General features: G+C 63.7%; 14 protein-coding genes. 3 read left to right on the forward strand and 11 right to left on the reverse strand.

All coding sequences use genetic code 11. From position 1 onward, the window contains the following. Positions 1 to 57: 57 nt before the first annotated feature. From UP10_RS29180 to UP10_RS29190, 3 genes are all read right to left on the reverse strand, one after another. On the reverse strand, positions 58 to 1113 hold the full coding sequence (locus UP10_RS29180) for a lysylphosphatidylglycerol synthase domain-containing protein (RefSeq protein WP_044590658.1): 1056 nt from the start codon (positions 1111 to 1113) through the stop codon (positions 58 to 60). Positions 1114 to 1408: 295 nt separating this feature from the next. Continuing rightward, positions 1409 to 1705, reverse strand: a complete 297-nt coding sequence (locus UP10_RS29185; RefSeq protein WP_044541079.1) for a hypothetical protein — start codon at positions 1703 to 1705, stop codon at positions 1409 to 1411. A 2-nt stretch (positions 1706 to 1707) separates the two neighbouring features. After that, positions 1708 to 3102, reverse strand: coding sequence for an OmpA family protein (locus UP10_RS29190; protein WP_044590659.1), 1395 nt, complete (start codon positions 3100 to 3102; stop codon positions 1708 to 1710). Between the two features lie 168 nt (positions 3103 to 3270). Between UP10_RS29190 and UP10_RS29195 the strand changes: the two genes are divergently transcribed. Continuing rightward, a complete protein-coding gene (locus tag UP10_RS29195; protein ID WP_044590660.1) occupies positions 3271 to 4329 on the forward strand; it encodes a polysaccharide deacetylase family protein in 1059 nt (352 codons plus the stop codon). A gap of 3 nt (positions 4330 to 4332) precedes the next feature. On the opposite strand, the gene UP10_RS29200 is transcribed toward UP10_RS29195, so the two are convergent. Genes UP10_RS29200 through UP10_RS29210 form a run of 3 tightly spaced genes read right to left on the reverse strand, consistent with a single transcriptional unit; the run spans position 4333 to position 5580 of the window. Then, positions 4333 to 5061, reverse strand: a complete 729-nt coding sequence (locus UP10_RS29200; RefSeq protein ID WP_044541076.1) for a sulfite exporter TauE/SafE family protein — start codon at positions 5059 to 5061, stop codon at positions 4333 to 4335. Positions 5062 to 5111: 50 nt separating this feature from the next. Continuing rightward, positions 5112 to 5306: a hypothetical protein gene (locus UP10_RS29205; RefSeq protein WP_044590661.1), complete on the reverse strand. Its 195-nt coding sequence runs from the start codon at positions 5304 to 5306 to the stop codon at positions 5112 to 5114. Next, positions 5293 to 5580 carry a hypothetical protein gene (locus UP10_RS29210; RefSeq protein WP_156180328.1) on the reverse strand — a complete coding sequence of 96 codons (288 nt, stop codon included), beginning with the start codon at positions 5578 to 5580 and terminating at the stop codon, positions 5293 to 5295. The genes UP10_RS29205 and UP10_RS29210 overlap by 14 nt, the downstream gene beginning before the upstream one ends. Before the next feature lie 168 nt (positions 5581 to 5748). On the opposite strand from UP10_RS29210, the gene UP10_RS29215 reads away from it, so the two are divergent. Beyond that, positions 5749 to 6549 (forward strand): SDR family oxidoreductase, encoded by an 801-nt coding sequence (locus UP10_RS29215; RefSeq protein WP_044590663.1) that lies wholly within the window; start codon positions 5749 to 5751, stop codon positions 6547 to 6549. A 149-nt stretch (positions 6550 to 6698) separates the two neighbouring features. Here UP10_RS29215 and UP10_RS29220 read toward each other — a convergent pair whose 3' ends face one another. The 5 genes from UP10_RS29220 to UP10_RS29240 form a co-directional block, all read right to left on the reverse strand. Beyond that, positions 6699 to 7538, reverse strand: a complete 840-nt coding sequence (locus UP10_RS29220; RefSeq protein WP_082077312.1) for an alpha/beta fold hydrolase — start codon at positions 7536 to 7538, stop codon at positions 6699 to 6701. A gap of 130 nt (positions 7539 to 7668) precedes the next feature. Beyond that, complete coding sequence (gene boxB, locus UP10_RS29225; RefSeq protein WP_044590864.1) at positions 7669 to 9105, reverse strand: benzoyl-CoA 2,3-epoxidase subunit BoxB; 1437 nt, start codon at positions 9103 to 9105, stop codon at positions 7669 to 7671. Between the two features lie 133 nt (positions 9106 to 9238). Continuing rightward, positions 9239 to 10927, reverse strand: coding sequence for a 2,3-epoxybenzoyl-CoA dihydrolase (boxC, locus tag UP10_RS29230; protein ID WP_044590664.1), 1689 nt, complete (start codon positions 10925 to 10927; stop codon positions 9239 to 9241). 162 nt (positions 10928 to 11089) lie between these two features. Next, complete coding sequence (locus UP10_RS29235; protein WP_044590665.1) at positions 11090 to 11899, reverse strand: alpha/beta fold hydrolase; 810 nt, start codon at positions 11897 to 11899, stop codon at positions 11090 to 11092. 150 nt (positions 11900 to 12049) lie between these two features. Next, a complete protein-coding gene (locus UP10_RS29240; protein WP_044590666.1) occupies positions 12050 to 13582 on the reverse strand; it encodes a benzoate-CoA ligase family protein in 1533 nt (510 codons plus the stop codon). Positions 13583 to 13719: 137 nt separating this feature from the next. Between UP10_RS29240 and UP10_RS29245 the strand changes: the two genes are divergently transcribed. Then, positions 13720 to 14733, forward strand: a complete 1014-nt coding sequence (locus UP10_RS29245; RefSeq protein WP_283807689.1) for a helix-turn-helix transcriptional regulator — start codon at positions 13720 to 13722, stop codon at positions 14731 to 14733. Positions 14734 to 14736: the final 3 nt, after the last annotated feature.

Here is a 14736-nt window from a genome sequence, read left to right on the forward strand (position 1 = left end):
TGTCGTCCTCTGGCGAGGCCAAGCCGGCTTCGCGCAAGGAGGCAACTGGCCGCTTCGTCAGATGCCGGAATCACCACGCTTGCGGACATAGACCGCCTCGTGCTGCGGCCCGGCATGGGGACCCGAATCAGTCTGCGGCAGCCGCTTCAGTCGGGCGCTGAGAATAACTTCTCGAAACGTCAGCAAGATTACAGATATGACGAACGGCGCAATATAGTAGAGGAGCCGAAACAGCAGCATGCCCCCAAGCAGGTCCTCGCGGTCCATCTGCCAGAGGCCGACCAGCATGGCGGCGTCGAACACGCCGAGGCCGCCGGGGGAATGGCTGGCGAACCCAAGCAGGGTCGCCGACACGAAGATCACGGCGACCACGACGAAGCCAAGATTCGGCTCATCCGGCACCAGCACGTACATCGCGAGCGCGCAGAAGCCGAGGTCGACGATGCCGATCACGATCTGCAGCAGCGTCAGCGGCCCGCCCGGCAGGGTCACCGTCCATGGGCCGCGGCCGACCACCCGCGGCTGGGCCCAGACCCAGACCACATAGGCAACCAGCGCGGTGATGATCGCGAACGCCAAGGCGCGGTTGAGCCAGGGCGGCAGCTGGTCGATGTTGGCGGCGGCCTCCGGGTGGTAGGCGATGCCGAGACCGAGCACCGCGGCATTACCCAGCCAGAAGGTCAGCCCGGCGAGGAAGCAGATCTTGGCGACGTCGATCGCGTTCAGCCCCCAGGCCGAATAGATCCGGTAGCGCACCGCGCCGCCGGTGAAGACGCTGGCGCCGACATTGTGGCCGATCGAGTAGGAGGTAAAGGCGGCAAGCGCATTGATGCGATAGGGCACATGGGCGTGGCCGATCGCGCGCACCGCAAACAGGTCATAGAAGGTCAGGGTGAAGTAGCCCGCCGCGACGAACAAAGCGGCCAGCGCAATCTGGCGCGGCTCGGTGCTCTTGATCGCCTCGATCACCTCGTTGGTGTCGATGCCGCGCAGCATGTGATAGAGAACGTAGCAAGCGATCGCGATAACAGCGACGCTGATGACAACACCAAGCCTGTGCAGGACCTGCTTCTGCCGCAGAAACGCGATCGCCCTGCGTATTGCTTCCAGCATCTAGACCTCGAATTGCGATTCCGCGACGACGGCTCTCGGGCGAACCCCGCCGACGCTTCGCTCCCTGCCCCCATTAGCGCGTTTTGGGCCGGAGTGGAATTCGTCAGGCGAGAATAAATCGCGCTTCATCAAGATATTAGGGACGATTCATGACAGCAGATGCACAAATTTGAGCATTTCCCGCCGCATCGACAAGCTTTGTGGTGCTGAAGCGGCAGATCGCCCTTCAAGCCGCCACAAGTGACACCGGGAAACTACGGATAACGACACGCCACCGCGTCGCGGCGGCTGAGCGTCAGCTCGCCGGCCGGCTGCGCGAGACCACCCAGTCGCGTAGCCAGGAGCCGACGGCGCAGCCGCAGAGATAGAGCGCGAACATCACCAGGAAGAGATCGAGCCAGTAGCCGAAGCGGCCGGGGACGATCCGTGTGAACGACGCGGCGACCAAGGCTGCGGCGAGCAGCGCCAGCAAGCGTATCCAGAGCTTCGAGACGCCCGGCGCCCGATGCACCACGGCGATCCAGCCCATGCAGAAGCCGAGCAGCGCGGCCGCCAGCAGCCAACCCCAGAAGAATGTCGCGAGCGCGGTCATCCCTATTTCACCACGAATTCGATGCGGCGGTTCTGCGCCTTGCCGTCTTCACTGTCGTTGCCGGCGATCGGCTGCGCGCTGCCATAGCCGATCGGCATGAAGCGCTCGGCCGGCAGGCCGGCGCGAACCAGATAATCCGTCACCGCCTGCGCGCGCTTCTCCGACAGCGTCTGGTTGGCGGCTTCCTCGCCGTCGCTGTCGGTGTGTCCGGCGATCTCGATCGTCGCGTTCGGGCAGCGCATCGCGGTCTCGATCAGGCGATCGAGCAGGCCTCCTGAATCCGCGACGATGTCGGCCTTGCCGGATTCGAAGCGGATCTTGCCCTTCGACAGGATCTCGGAAAACAGCTGCTGGCACACCGTGGGATCGACCGGCGCGGCGGCGGGCTTGACCGAGACCTCGGCCTTGTACTGCCAGCCCTGCGGAAAGTCCTTGCCGAGCCCGTTGCGGATCTGGCCCGCGGCGGCGTCATAGAGCGCATCGCCCGACAGTTTCACCACGCGGTCCGACACCACGAGCGTCCCGGTCGACAGCCGCGACAGCGCGCCGAGCGCCGGCACCACGGCAGCGGCAAAGCCCGATGGCGCGCCGACGCTGGCCTTGAGATTGTCGACGACCTTTTCGCTGAAGAATTTACGGCCGGCGGCGGCAACCAGCGCGGCATGCACGTTGTTGTCGGGGACGTACCCCGTCAGCGTCAGCGTCACCGCGACCGGATCCTTGTAGGCCTGGAATATGTAAGGCGGCGCCTGGATGTCGTTGGCGGCGACCGAGTAGCCCTCCGGCAGGTTCTTCAGCGCCGCCGCGATCGCCTCGCGGCCGCCGAGGTCGCGCGCCATGCCGGCGAGAGCAACCTTGCTGTCGGTCAGCGTGATCTTGCCGTCCTTCAGCTTGCCGATCTGGTCGAGCAACAGCAGCGCCGCAGCGTCGAACCGCTGTGGCGCGCCACGGGCGAGCCCCATCTGATCGACCACCTCGACGCCGCCAAGATTGGCCTTCGCGGCCTCCATCAGCTTGCTTTTGCTCGACGGCAGCGGAGAATTGCCCCCGAGCGTCACCCGGACGACGTCGCGTTCGGCGGACCAGACATACGGTTTGGCCTCGGGAACGAGCCGGGTTTCATCGTTAACCAATCGCACGCCCGGCGCCGCTTCCACCGAAGCCACCGCGCTGACGCGGCCGTCTTCGGAGAACGCGTTGGCCGCGAAGGTCACATCGCGGCCGTCGACGCTGATGCGACGCTTGTCGAGAACGGTATCCTTGAGTGCGGCATTAGCGCGCGCGGCAAGATCGCCCTCGACCGTTGCGGTGCTCGTCCAGGCTGCGATACCCCAAAAGATGACCAGCGGAATCACGCCGGGCCACCATTTGCTGCTCCACTTGAAAAGTCCGTGCATTCAGGGTCCTGCGGCTCCGGAACCAGAGAGAAAACAAACCCTTGGCCGACTGTCAAACCCCAATTCACGCTGGATGGCAGAGCCGCCGTGTGAGGTTCGGCTAATGGTTTCTTCAATGGTCTTTCGCTAAGTTCAGCCCGGAATGCAAATCGGCCGGCCCGCGCCCTCATGAAACAGCTTCGCAACACCGTCATCCGCGCCGGGCTGGAGGCACTGTACTATTCAGGTGCGCATATGCTGCTGCGGCCGGTCCTGGCCGGCGTCGGCGTCATCTTCATGCTGCATCATGTCGGGCCGCGGCGCGACGACGCATTCCAGCCAAATCGCCATCTCGCGGTCGAACCGGAGTTCCTGCGCGCAACGCTGGCACATCTGCGCACGCTCGACATCGATATCGTCAGCATGGACGAGGCGCATCATCGCCTCGTCGAACGGAATTTCGCGCGGCGCTTCGCCTGCTTCACCTTCGACGATGGCTATCGCGACAACAGGGATTTTGCGCTGCCGGTCATGCGCGAGTTTGACGCACCGCTGACCGTCTATGTCGCCAGCGATTTCGCCGAGGGAAGCGGCCGGCTGTGGTGGATCGCGCTGGAGCGGGCGATCGCTGCGGTAACAGCGATCGAGGTGCCGATCGGCGGGACCATGACGCGGCTCGACGCGTCGACGGCGCAGGCAAAGCAGGCAACGTTCGACCGCATGCACGATTGGCTGCGGTCATTGCCGGGCGAAGCGGATATGCAACGCGAGATCTCGGCGCTCTGCACCCGCCACGGCGTCGACGAAACCGCAATCTCACGCGAACTCTGCCTGTCCTGGGCCGAGTTGCGGAGCTTTGCCGCCAATCCGCTGGTCACGATCGGCGCGCACACCATCACCCATTGTAATCTCGCCAAACAGACCGAGGCGACCGCATCGTTCGAGCTGGCAACCAGCCGCGCGCGGATCGAGGACGCTTTGCAGCGGCCGGTGCTGCATCTCGCCTATCCCTATGGCGACAGGATCGCCGCAGGCCAACGCGAATTCGCGCTCGCCAGGACAATCGGCTTCAAGACCGCGGTGACGACCCGGCCCGGCATGCTGTTCCCGGAAAGCGCCAACCATCTCACCGCCCTGCAGCGCGTCTCGCTAAACGGCAACTACCAGGATGCGCGCATCCTGCCGGTCCTGACCTCCGGCGCTGCCACCGCGATGTGGAACGGCTTCCGCCGCATCGACGCGGCGTAATCGTCAAACCACCAGCAGCAAGCCTGAAACCAGCAGCAGGCCGAGAATCACGCGCCTGAAATTGGCCTCGTTGATATTGCGAAACGCGAAAATTCCAAGCCACGATCCGGCGAGCAGCGCCGGCGCACCGAGAACGACGTCGCGAACGACTGATAACGGCAGGTCGTGATGCAACAGCAGCATCGCCAGTGCGGAGAGCTGCATCGCGGCAATGAAGGGTTGCACCAGGCCGCGCTGCTGCTGCTTCGGCACGCCGTGCATGTCGCACCAGATGGTCGGCAAGGCACCGGGCATCGCCGTCAGCCCTCCGATCAGGCCGCCGCCGAATCCGACGAGCGCATTGCGCCCCTGGTGCATTGCTTGAACGTAGGCGATCGCCGGCCTGAACAGCATGTACCCGGCGTAGACGGCGACCAACACCCCAAAACCTTCGCGGAAAATGCGGCTGTCTGTGTTGTGCAGCAGCCAGAGCGCGATCGGCACACCGAGCAGGCCGCCGAGAATCAGCGGCAGGCTTTGCTTCCACTGAATGTTCTGTCGAAGCGCCCAGAGATTGGCCCCCTGCACGCCGACGCTGCAGGCCATCATCAGCGGCACCGCCTCGGTCGGCGGCATCGCATGCAACAGAATGGCGCCGGCGACCGCGGAGAAGGCGAAGCCGGCGAGACCTGACACGAAGGCGCCGCAGAACACCGCGGCGCTGAGCACAAGGAATGACGTGACGTCGGCCATGAACTGACCTCCGGCTGATAGCGGCAATGATGGAATGACTGCGAGGAATGCTAGTCGGTGAGAACGGCTCTCGTCTCTTCCCGCTGACTTGCCGGATCGCTCTTGGCGACCGGCATCAGCAAGATCGCCGTGAGAAGGTGAAGGACGAGAAATCCGACCGCGATCGCGGCAAGCCACGTGGTCTCGCTGAGCTCAGGAATCCGGATCAGCGATTTGCGCGCGGACGACCGTTCAGTGACCGACATTGTCGTGCCCCTCCAGTTCGGCGCGGCGCCGCTCGGCCCGATCGATCAGATGCTGATACCGCTTGATGACGCGGCGCGCCTGAGCCTGCCGCGAGTGGTGGAGTGCGTCGAGAATTGACGCGAACAAACCTTTGCGTCGTCTGCCAAAAGGAACGAGGGTGACGGGCGTCACGCCCATCGCCGGCAATGAAACATGCTTCATATCAGGAACTCCTGCCTCGAAATTAGCCTCGAAACTTGCCTTGGAATTCCACCCACGGGCATGATGCAGCAAACCGCTCCGCGAATTTGTGCACTGCATCACATCTCAAGAATACTTGATCGTACCCGTGCAGCAGCACCGCATGGTGCAGGATGATTGAACGTCCCCGCAGGCCCGGACGGTTCCTTGACTAGCCCGGCCAACGCGCCCAGAACGCTTGGCCTGAATCAGGGAGGCAACATGTTCAAGGATCTGTTCTCACTCAAAGGCCGCGTCGCGCTGGTGACCGGCGGATCGCGCGGCATCGGCAAGATGATCGCGGCCGGCTTCCTCGCGCAGGGAGCCGCGAAGGTCTACATCACCGCGCGCAAGGCCGGGCCGTGTGAGGCGACCGCCAAGGAACTCACGAGCGCCTATGACGGCGAATGCATCGGGCTGCCGATCGACATTTCGACGGTTGCCGGTTGCGACAAGCTCGCGGCTGAAATCATCAAGCTGGAACCGAAGCTCGACATTCTCGTCAACAATGCAGGCGCCGCCTGGGGCGCGGATTTCGACGAATTCCCGGAAAGCGGCTGGGACAAAGTCATGGACCTCAACGTCAAGTCGGTGTTCTTCCTGACCAAGGCGCTGGCGAAGCCGCTTCGCGCCGCAGCGTCGCCTGATCGCCCCGCCAAGGTCATCAACATCGCCTCGGTGGACGGCATCTTCGTCAATCCGGGCGAGACCTATTCCTACGCCGCGAGCAAAGCCGCGGTGATCCATTTGACGCGGCGCATGGCAACCAGGCTGATCAAGGAAAATATCAACGTCACCGCGATTGCGCCAGGTGCGTTCAAGTCGGACATGAACCGTGCCGCCCGCGACCATTCGGACGAGGTCGCACAACGCATTCCAGCGCGGCGGATCGGATCTGATGAGGACATGGCGGGGGTTGCGATCTATCTCGCCTCACGCGCCGGCGACTACGTGGTCGGCAACACGATCGCGGTCGATGGCGGCGTGGTGTACGCGAACGCGGGACTTGAGATCGCGGGGTAGGCGCGCGGAATATTCAGTCGATCGATCGCCGTCTTACTGTCATGCCCCGGCTTGACCGGGGCATCCAGTACGCCGCGGCTTCTCGCTTCATGCCGCGCGGTCTCTGGAATACTGGATCACCCGCTTTCGCGGGTGATGACAGACCGTGCTCAAACGCTCGACGCGAAATCGTCGAGGATCTGGTCGAAGGCTTCGGCCTTCTCCCATTGGGTGGCGTGGCCGGCGCCGTCGATCACCTGGACCTGTCCGCGCCACAGCGTCGGCGCGGACAGCCGCTGCAGATAGCCGAGATCGACGATCTGCTCTTCGCTTCCTTGCGCGATCGCGAGTGGGATCTTGAGATCGCGCACGATCTCGACCTCGTCGGCGAAGCGACCGGCCTGCGCGCTGGCACCGAGATAGCCGCGCGCGTTGCCGTCGGTGCGGCGAAAATCAGCTTCGACGAACGATGGTATCGACGAATAGCCCGGCGCGAACGCCGATGTCAGCCACTCCGCGATGTCGGCATCACCAGGCGCCGGCGTGAAGGCGGTCGCCGACAGCCCCTTGAAGCCGGAGAATCCATCCGGCGTCTTGCCGAGCGGCGGCGTGCCGAAAATCATCAGCCCGGCCACCATCAGCAGTGAAGGCGCCGCATTGAGCACGGCGTGTCCGCCAAGGCTCCAGCCGACCACGACAGCGTCCTTCAGATCGAGTTCGCGCGCGACGGCAGCGATGCACCCCGCATAACCCGGACCTGAATAGTCCTGCTCCGGATTGGACGCCGGCGACGATTCGCCGTGGCCGGGAAGATCGATCGCAATCAGCCGATATTTGGCGCCGAGCGGCCCCTCGAGTTGCTTCTGCCAGATCCGGGATGACGATGAATTGCCGTGGATCAGCAGGATCGGGCGGCCGCTGCCTGGGCTTTCGAACCCCGTGATCGTCTGCTCGCCAATCTGAAGCCGCAGCGGACGCAGGCCCGGGCCTGGAAAAGTCTCTTCACTCATGACGGCACCACCGAATTGCCCAACCGCAACGACCTGGCTCAAACCAAATAGTAGATAGCGAATAGTGAGTAGCGAATGGCGAATAGCAGTTCTTCCATTCGCTATTCGCCATTCCCCATTCGCATCTATCTCAGGTCTCGATCCTCACATACTCGAAGTCGCCCGGCTTGTTGTCGATGCCGACCTTCGGCGGCGAGATCCAGGAGGCGAACTCACCGGCCTCGGTCACCGGCTTCATCAGCGAAGCGATGAAGTCGCCGTCCGCGGTCGACGGCAGCCACTCGTTCCTGCGCTTGACCCAGGTGGCATCGTCGATCAGCAGACCGTCGGGCGTCGCATGGACATCCCTGAACTCACCGATCTGGCGATGGAAGGCGACGTTCGGCAGCTCCAGCCTGAAGTCGTAGCCCGATGACGAGATCACCTTGTTCCAGCGCAGCATGCCCTTGATGCAATCCTGCGAGTAATCGTCGCGCAGCCGCATGTTGAGCGCGGTCAGCGCCGGCTCATCGACCCGCTTGATCTCGCCATTGACGAGCTTGAGCACCGGATAGGTCGAGTTCTTGAGCTGGTGATCGTCCTCGATGGTGGTTTCCTTGTAGCGGCCCTTGACGCCGGTGTTGAAGGCGTTCGCCGCGTTGGTCGAAACCTCTGAGCCGAACAGATCGAGCGACAGCGAATAATGCAGGTTCAGCTTCTTCTGGATGGTCGGCAGGTCGATCACGCCGAGCGCGCGGACCTTGGCGATATCGGTCGGGTCGGTGATGCCGGCTTCGCGCATGGCGTCGCAGGTGCGCTGCACGACCCGGGTGATGCCGGTCTCGCCGACGAACATGTGATGCGCTTCTTCGGTCAGCATGAAGCGGCAGGTGCGCGACAGCGGATCGAAGCCCGACTGCGCCAGCGAATGTAGCTGCATCTTGCCGTCGCGGTCGGTGAAGTAGGTGAACATGAAGAATGAAAGCCAGTCCGGCGTCGCTTCGTTGAAGGCGCCGAGCATGCGCGGCGAATCCGCATCGCCGGAGCGGCGGCGCAACAAATCATCGGCTTCCTCGCGGCCGTCGCGGCCGAAATATTTCTGCAGCAGATAGACCATCGCCCAGAGATGGCGGCCTTCCTCGACATTGACCTGGAACAGATTGCGCATGTCGTAGAGCGACGGCGCGGTCTTGCCGAGATGGCGCTGCTGCTCGACCGATGCCGGCTCGGTGTCGCCCTGGATCACGATCAGGCGGCGCAGCATCGCGCGATGCTCGCCGGGCACTTCCTGCCAGGCCGGCTTGCCAAAATCCTCGCCGAACGGAATCACGCGGTTCTCTTCCTGCGGTGCAAGCAGGATGCCCCAGCGGTAGTCCGGCATCCGCACATAGTCGAATTTGGCCCAGCCGCGCGGATCGACCGAATACGCGGTGCGCAGATAGACCAGCGATTCCTGGAAACCCTCCGGGCCCATGTCGCTCCACCAGTCCATATAGCCGGGGTGCCAGCCCTCCAGCGCCTTGAGCACCTGGCGGTCCTCGGCGAGATTCACGTTGTTGGGAATCTTGGTCGAGTAGTCGACGTTCATGATGTTCATGGCCGTGCTCCTTGGGTTCATTTCCCGTCATGCCCGGCCTTGTGCCGGGCATCCACGTCTTCCTTCTCATCGAGCGAAAGACGTGGATGGTCGGGACAAACCCGGCCATGACGCAGCAAGATTTCTAGACGCGCGTCATATCGAACTGCGCCTTCTGGCCGGTGCCGTAGCGGCGCAGGGCGCCCTCTTCACCGACCGCGTTCGGGCGCTGGAAGATCCAGTTCTGCCACGCGGTGAGGCGCGAGAAGATCTTCGATTCCATGGTCTCCGGGCCGGCGAAGCGCAGATTGGCCTCCATGCCGGTGAGGCTGTCGGGCGAGAATGAGGTGCGTTCCTCGACGAACACCCGCACCTCGTCGTCCCAATCGATATCGTCGAGCGCGAAAGTCACGAGGCCGAGCTCTTCGGCCTCCTCGGCGTCGAGCGCCTTGCCGATCGACGCCTGCGCGCGCTCAACATCCATTGGGTCGGCCTGGAAGCGCGATTGCAGCCGGGTCAGGCCGTGGCTCATCGGATAGGGCCCGAAATTCATCGCGGTGAGTTCGATCGCCGGCGGCGGACGGTTGTCGCCCTGCTTCTGGCCGATCAGCATGTAGGAGCGGTCGGCGGCGAACACGAGTTCGGCCAGCGTGCCGACGAAGCACGAGCCGGGCTCGACCAGCGTCACCAGCGTCCGCGAGGTGACATCGATGCGCTTCAGCACGCGCTTCCAGTAATGCCTGATCTCGTTGACCAGCCAGTGCGCCTTGTTGGCCTCGAGGAACGCATCATAGGCGACGACATTGGCGCGGTCGCCATGGCTCTTGAACACCAGCATCGCGATCCCGAGTTCGTTGATGCGCAGATGCAGGATCGCATCGTCGAGCTCGCGGGCAACCTGCAGCGGCCAGAACGATGCGCCTTGCGCGATCATGCCGTCGATGCCCGCCGGCGCGGTCGCTTCCGGCGCCTTGATCGAGATCGTCGCTATCCGCGCGGCGCGGTCGATATCGACGCTGACAAAACCGTAGCGGATCGCGCTGTCGTCGATGGTCCGCTTCAGCGGCGTCAGCGCAAGACCCTTGCCGGAGCCATTGCGGCTCGACTTCGCGGCAAATTCCTTGACCCGCTCGGCGAGCTTGCCTTCGAGTTTGCTGTTCGGCGCGATCTCGTCGACCAGCCGCCACTGCACGGCGCGCTTGCCCTTGATGCCTTCCTCGATGGTGCAGAAGAAGTCGGCGTGGTCGCGGCGCACCTTGCGCTTGTCGACGACGCGCGTCAGCCCGCCGGTGCCCGGCAACACCGCGAGCAGCGGCACTTCCGGCAGCGCGACGGCGGCAGCACCATCATCGGCCATCATGATGTGGTCGGTTGCGAGCGCCAGCTCATAGCCGCCGCCGGCCGCGGTGCCGTTGATCACGGTGATGAAGCGTTGGCCGGAATTCTCCGAGGAATCTTCCAGGCCGTTGCGGGTCTCGTTGGTGAATTTGCAGAAATTGACCTTGTGCGCGTGGGTCGAGCCCGCCAGCATGCGGATGTTGGCGCCGGCGCAGAACACCCGGTTCTTGCCCGAGCGCATCACCACGACCTTCACGTCCGGATGCTCGAAGCGCAGCCGCTGCACGGCGTCGGCCAGCTCGATATCGACGCCGAGATCGTAGGAATTCAGCTTGAGCTGATAGCCCTCGAACAGGCCGGCATTCTCGTCGACGTCCATGGTCAGCGTCGCGACATCGCCCTGCACGTCCAGCTTCCAGTGCCGGTAGCGCGACGGCTCGGTCTGGAAATCGATGTATTTCGCCCCGCCTGCAAGGACCCGATCGTCGCCAGCCATTGGGCCACCCTTCAAGTTTATTGGTTGCGCTTCGTTGGATTTACTTCATGCACAATAGTGCATGTTTTCGATCTGGTCTAGTTCAAAACGCAAAAACATGCATTTTGTTTCATGTTGGCCAAATTCCCCGTTCGGCCAATGGCCTACGGCCGGAGATGAATGTCAGGCGGCCAACGTCTGGTCGTCGCGAAGCGCCGCGAGAGCGAATTCGGTGACCGCCTCCAGCGTCACCGCGGGCGCCTCACGGTGCGGCGAATGGCCGGCGCCGGCGATGACGGCGACGTCAACCGGGCAGTAGCACTCCTCCCTGGCGATCTCGACCTGGCGCATCGTGCCGTACTGATCGTCCACGCCCTGCACGATCAGCACGGGCACGCGGACATAGGCGAGATATTCGGAGATATCCCAGTCGCGGAATTTTGGATCGAGCCAGGCGCCGTTCCAGCCATGGAAGGCGTTGTCGACATCCTTGTGCCAGCGCGCGAGCTTGTCGCGGAGGTTGGTGGTCTCATACGCCGTCCTGATCTCGGCGATCGACGTGACCGAGATGTCCTCGACGATGAAATGCGGCGCGATCAGTGCAATGCCCTGCAGGCGATGATCCTGATGCGCGCCGGCATAGATCGCCGCAATCGACGCGCCGTCGGAGTGACCGAGCAGCAAGCCGCGGCGGAAGCCGATGCTATCGAGCAGCTTCGGCAACACATCGAGCGCCTCGATATGCATGTAGTCGATCGGGCGCGGCAATTTCACTGATGTCGAGGCGCCATAACCGGCGCGCGAATGGACGAACACGCCGGCGCCGGTCGCAGCCTGCAGCTTCTCGGGGAAGTCACCCCACAGCCCGGCGGAGCCGAGGCCTTCATGCAGCATCACGATGGTGGGCGCGGCGTCGGGTGACGAACCGATCATGCGGTATTCGAGATCAGAGTTGTCGATGCTGAGGAAGCCTGTGGCGTTTAAGTTCTGCATGGCGGGTCCCTCCTCGCTCGTCGTCCCGGCGAAAGCCGAGACCCATAACCACAGGCTCCAGTTATTGCGCAAAAGCCGTGGAACAGCATCTCTCAAAACAAAGGCCGCGGCGTATGGTCCCGGCTTTCGCCGGGACGACGCGTGGAGGGGCTATTGCGCGCCGTCGCGCAACTTGAACCGCTGTATTTTTCCGGTTGCCGTCTTCGGCAGTGAATCCACCACATCGATCCAGCGCGGATATTTCCACGGGCCGATCTTCTGCTTGACGTGCTCTTTCAACGCCTCGTGCAGGCCATCGGTCTTTCCCCCGGGCCGCAGTACCACGAACGCCTTCGGCTTCAACAGTCCTTCCGGATCAGCTTCCGGTACCACAGCCGCTTCCAGCACCGCGGGATGGGTGATCAGCGCGCTCTCGACCTCGAACGGCGAGACCCAGATGCCGGAGACCTTGAACATGTCGTCCGAGCGGCCGCAGAAGGTATAGCGGCCCTCGGCATCGCGGATATATTTGTCGCCGGTGCGGGTCCATGCGCCCTCGAAGGTCGCGCGGCTCTTGCCGCGCTGGTTCCAGTAGCACTCGCCCGCCGAGGGCGCATCGACCAGCAATTCGCCGACTTCGCCGTCGGCCACCTCGACACCCGTCTCGTTGACCAGCCGCACCTTGTAGCCGGGCACCGGGCGGCCCGAGGTGCCGTATTTGATGTCGCCGGGCGCGTTCGACAGAAAGATGTGCAGCAGTTCGGTCGAGCCGACGCCGTCGAGGATGTCGACGCCGAAACGCGCGCGCCACGCGTTGCCGACCGATTCCGGCAGCGCCTCGCCGGCCGAGGTGCAGATCCGCAACCGATCGCCGCCACCCTGCGCCTTCATCGCCTCATCGTTCAGCATCGCCGCGAACAAGGTCGGCACGCCGAAGAAGATACTCGGATGATATCTGTTCATCAGCGCGAACATCACGGCCGGCGTCGGACGCTCCGAATTCAGCACCGTGGTGGCGCCGACAGACATCGGGAAGGTCAACGCGTTGCCGAGGCCATAGGCGAAGAACAGCTTGGCCGCGGATAGCCCGACATCGTCCTCGCGAATGCCGAGCACCTGGCTGGCATAGGTCTCCGCGGTCGCGGCCAGATTGGAATGCAGATGGCGCACGCCCTTCGGCATGCCGGTCGAGCCCGACGAATAGAGCCAGAACGCCGGCTCGTCGGGATGCGTCGCGGCGGTGGCGAAAACATCGTCCTCACGCGCGATCTCGTCGGCGAGCCTGGTGTGCCCATGCGCGTCCTTGCCGGAGACCACGACATGCTCGAGATCCGGCAGGCGTCCGATGATTTCCTTCACGACAGGCAGCAGCGCCTCGGAGACGAACAGCACGCGCGCGCGACAATCCGCCAGCACATAGCCGTATTGTTCGGCAGTGAGCAGCGTGTTCAGCGGCACCGGCACCACGCCGGCGCGGATCGTGCCCAAAAACACGACCGGGAAATCGACCGTGTCCAGCATGATCATCGCGACCCGCTCTTCGCGGCGGACGCCGAGCCGCCGCAGCATGTTGCCGAGCCGGCGCGTCTGCTGCTGCAACTCGCCATAGGTGAGTTTGGACACCGTATCGTCGAAGGCGATCTTGCCGCCGCGGCCCTCGTCGACATTGCGGTCGAGCAGCCAGGTCACCGCATTGTAAATCATGCCCCGCTCCTCGGACCCGAACGCGTCACGCGGCCTCTCCTGCCTTTTTAAGAATTATAATTCATACAAAGCCACTACATTGGCTTGCTGTCAATCCTCATCGGCATTATGTTTCCTAGCGGTTCGGCTCTGATCGAATCAGAACCGAACCGCTAGATTCTTGTTTTGACGCGTTTTCTTCACGCGAACCGGCGGCCACTTCGCTCGAAGACGCTTCGGAACCCGCGAGTCGCACAGGGATAATGACCCAGGATACCGATCCCGAAACCGGCTTTCTCGAGCAGCTCGGCCAGCGCGTGCGCACGATGCGTGCCCTGCGCGGCATGTCGCGCAAGGTGCTCGCCAAGGTCTCTGGCATTTCCGAACGCTACATCGCCCAGCTCGAGAGCGGCAAAGGCAATGTCTCGATCGTGCTGCTGCGCCGCGTCGCAGGCGCGATGGGCGCGCATCTCGAAGATCTCATTCCCTCGAGCGAGCCGATCCCCGACTGGGCCGTCATCCGCGATCTCCTGCGCAAAGCGTCACAGAGCCAGATCGCGCAGGCCAAGGACATTCTCGCCGGTGGCAGCGCGTCGGCGCAACGCCGCGCCTCGTTCTCCGGCATCGCGCTGATCGGCCTGCGCGGCGCCGGCAAGACCACGCTCGGCAGGATGCTCGCGAAGAAGATCGGCTGGAGCTTTGTCGAGCTCAACAAGGAGATCGAGGCGCAGAACGGCTTGTCTGTCGCCGAGATCATCGCTCTCTACGGCCAGGAAGGTTTCCGCCGCATGGAGCAGGCCGCGCTGACGCAGCTTCTGGCGCGCAAGGAATTGATGGTGCTGGCGACCGGCGGCGGCATCGTCTCCGAGCCGCTCACCTTCGACCTGATCCTGTCGTCGTTCTACACCATCTGGCTGAAGGCCGAGCCGGAAGAGCACATGGCCCGCGTCCGCCGCCAGGGCGATCTGCGCCCGATGGCCGACGATCGCTCCGCGATGGCAGAATTGCGCAACATCCTGGTCAGCCGCGAACCGCTCTACGCGCGCGCGTCCGCCGTGGTCGACACCGCCGGGCTTTCGGTCGATGCGGCCGCGGCGCGGCTGATCGACTCCGTGCGGCCGGTGCTGCAGAACGAGGCGCGCAGTTTTGGCCTGCGCAGCGTGGCGCTGTAATTG

Source organism: Bradyrhizobium sp. LTSPM299, assembly GCF_000938235.1.
Taxonomy (GTDB): Bacteria; Pseudomonadota; Alphaproteobacteria; order Rhizobiales; family Xanthobacteraceae; genus Bradyrhizobium.

Coding starts and splice junctions, on each gene's coding strand:
- UP10_RS29180 (WP_044590658.1), bottom strand. CDS start 1,113: ATGCTGGAAGCAATACGCAGGGCGATCGCGTTTCTGCGGCAGAAGCAG.
- UP10_RS29185 (WP_044541079.1), bottom strand. CDS start 1,705: ATGACCGCGCTCGCGACATTCTTCTGGGGTTGGCTGCTGGCGGCCGCG.
- UP10_RS29190 (WP_044590659.1), bottom strand. CDS start 3,102: ATGCACGGACTTTTCAAGTGGAGCAGCAAATGGTGGCCCGGCGTGATT.
- UP10_RS29195 (WP_044590660.1), top strand. CDS start 3,271: ATGAAACAGCTTCGCAACACCGTCATCCGCGCCGGGCTGGAGGCACTG.
- UP10_RS29200 (WP_044541076.1), bottom strand. CDS start 5,061: ATGGCCGACGTCACGTCATTCCTTGTGCTCAGCGCCGCGGTGTTCTGC.
- UP10_RS29205 (WP_044590661.1), bottom strand. CDS start 5,306: ATGTCGGTCACTGAACGGTCGTCCGCGCGCAAATCGCTGATCCGGATT.
- UP10_RS29215 (WP_044590663.1), top strand. CDS start 5,749: ATGTTCAAGGATCTGTTCTCACTCAAAGGCCGCGTCGCGCTGGTGACC.
- UP10_RS29220 (WP_082077312.1), bottom strand. CDS start 7,538: ATGAGTGAAGAGACTTTTCCAGGCCCGGGCCTGCGTCCGCTGCGGCTT.
- boxB (WP_044590864.1), bottom strand. CDS start 9,105: ATGAACGTCGACTACTCGACCAAGATTCCCAACAACGTGAATCTCGCC.
- boxC (WP_044590664.1), bottom strand. CDS start 10,927: ATGGCTGGCGACGATCGGGTCCTTGCAGGCGGGGCGAAATACATCGAT.
- UP10_RS29235 (WP_044590665.1), bottom strand. CDS start 11,899: ATGCAGAACTTAAACGCCACAGGCTTCCTCAGCATCGACAACTCTGAT.
- UP10_RS29240 (WP_044590666.1), bottom strand. CDS start 13,582: ATGATTTACAATGCGGTGACCTGGCTGCTCGACCGCAATGTCGACGAG.